The sequence below is a fragment of the Flavobacterium algoris genome (assembly GCF_048158525.1).
Lineage (GTDB): Bacteria > Bacteroidota > Bacteroidia > Flavobacteriales > Flavobacteriaceae > Flavobacterium > Flavobacterium algoris.
On record NZ_JBLNKT010000060.1, the window covers coordinates 1 to 2,026 of the forward strand.

Annotated in this window: 1 protein-coding gene and 1 pseudogene; one reads left to right on the plus strand and one right to left on the minus strand. The window is 31.8% G+C overall.

Annotated elements, in window-relative coordinates; translation table 11 throughout:
• Positions 1 to 101, plus strand: a pseudogene (locus ACM55I_RS16275) (IS982 family transposase); the annotation flags it as partial.
• Between the two features lie 181 nt (positions 102 to 282).
• On the opposite strand, the gene ACM55I_RS16280 reads toward ACM55I_RS16275, so the two are convergent.
• Positions 283 to 1,608, minus strand: coding sequence for an ammonium transporter (locus ACM55I_RS16280; RefSeq protein WP_039110506.1), 1,326 nt, complete (start codon positions 1,606 to 1,608; stop codon positions 283 to 285).
• Positions 1,609 to 2,026: the final 418 nt, after the last annotated feature.

The window sequence follows — 2,026 nt, forward strand, 5'->3', positions numbered from 1 at the left end:
CAAGAATTTTAGCAAAAATAACAGCATTAACATTGGTTCAATATATCAATAAATTTATCTTTGATAGACCAATAAATAATATCAAAAATCAAATCATTTAATTACACCCAACGGGTTCTATTAGTTATTTGATATATTTTATAGAGCAATAATTTGTATTGCAACACCTTAGAGGATTTACTTTGGAGCTTAGACTTATATTTATTTTAATTTGAATTGGAACAAAAAAAAGCACTATGAAAACGAATTTTCATAGTGCTTTGATTTATTTAGAAAAATGATTTATAGGTATTCTCCGTGTTGAGAAATATCTAAACCTAATTCTTCTTTTTCTTCAGAAACTCTTAAAGGAGTAATTTTATTTACAATAAAGAAAAGGAAATAGGATACTGAAAATGCAAATACTGAAACAAGAACTAATGCTTTTAATTGAATTAAAAACAAAGTAGCATCACCAAAAATTAAACCTTGGTTATCTCCTACAATCGCATTTACAGATTTTGATGCAAATACACCTGTTAAAAGCATACCTACCATACCTCCAACACCGTGACAAGCAAATACATCTAAAGCGTCATCAATTTTTCCTTTAGGGAATTTACTCACTACAAGGTTACTTACAATACTCGCAATAATACCAATTGCCATTGCATGAGGAATGCTTACGAATCCAGCAGCAGGTGTAATAGCTACTAAACCTACAACAGCACCTATACAAGCTCCCATTGCAGAAAGTTTGTGTCCAAGGATTTTGTCAAGAAAGACCCAGCCCATTGCAGCAGCAGCAGCAGCAACTGTAGTAGTTCCTAAAGCTTGAGCAGCAAGACTTCCGGCTCCAACAGCAGATCCAGCATTGAAACCGAACCAACCGAACCATAATAAACCTGTTCCTAATAATACATAAGTAATACGAGCAGGATTTGATTTTTGTACTTTTCTTTTTCCTAAGAACATTGCTCCAGCAAGAGCAGCCCATCCTGCACTCATGTGTACAACAGTTCCACCGGCAAAATCCAATACTCCCCATCCAAATAACAATCCATCAGGATGCCATGTCATGTGGCACAAAGGTGCATAAACGAATAATATGAATAAAACCATAAATAATAAGTAAGCCCAGAAACGAACACGTTCCGCAAAAGCTCCTGTTATTAAGGCTGGTGTAATAATTGCAAATTTAGCTTGAAATAAAGCAAACAAAATCATTGGAATTGTTGGAGCTAATTCCCAAGCAGTGTTGGCACTTACTCCTTGAAAAAATAAGTTTGGCATAGGATTTCCTATAAGCCCACCTATTGATGGTCCAAAACATAATCCAAATCCAACAACAACCCATAGAACGGTAACTATAACCATTGCCATAAAGCTTTGTAATACGGTACTAATAACATTCTTTTTACCAACCATTCCGCCATAAAAGAATCCAAGTCCCGGAGTCATTAATAATACAAGAGCAGTAGCAACTATCATCCAAGCTGTATCTCCCGTATCTAATTTTAATGCAACAACATGTGCACCTAATGTTGATGATTCAACAAATAGATGAATTGAAAAAATGGATAATACTAGAATTGTGATTAATATCACACTTAAAATAATCTTTCGCATAGTTTTTAGTTTTAAATTTCGATAAAAATATAAAATGATTTTAAACCCCCTATTAAAAAAGAGTATAATGTTTTATTTTTATTGATTTTTCATTTTACCCCCCTATATTTTGTGGGTATGTGATAATTCAACATTAAATTTAATGATTTATTAATGTTGTTTTTCTAAAAAAAAATAATTATTATGAACTATTAAATTTATCATAATATATTAGCAGTCTTTTAATATTACAGGAGTTATTCGATTATTACACACAATAATAAACAATTTTACCGATAATTCGTTAAAATTAAAGAATAAAAAAAAAAGAGGCTGTCCGAAAAGTAATTTTCGGGCAGTTTTTTTTGTTTATTACTTTGATTCTTCGTATTTTTAAGTACCAAAATCAGCGATTATGCAGCCAGTTTTTAAACCTCAT

What these genes read in the sequence shown, in the direction of transcription:
- ACM55I_RS16280 (WP_039110506.1), bottom strand. Translation starts at nt 1,608, where the DNA reads ATGCGAAAGATTATTTTAAGTGTGATATTAATCACAATTCTAGTATTA.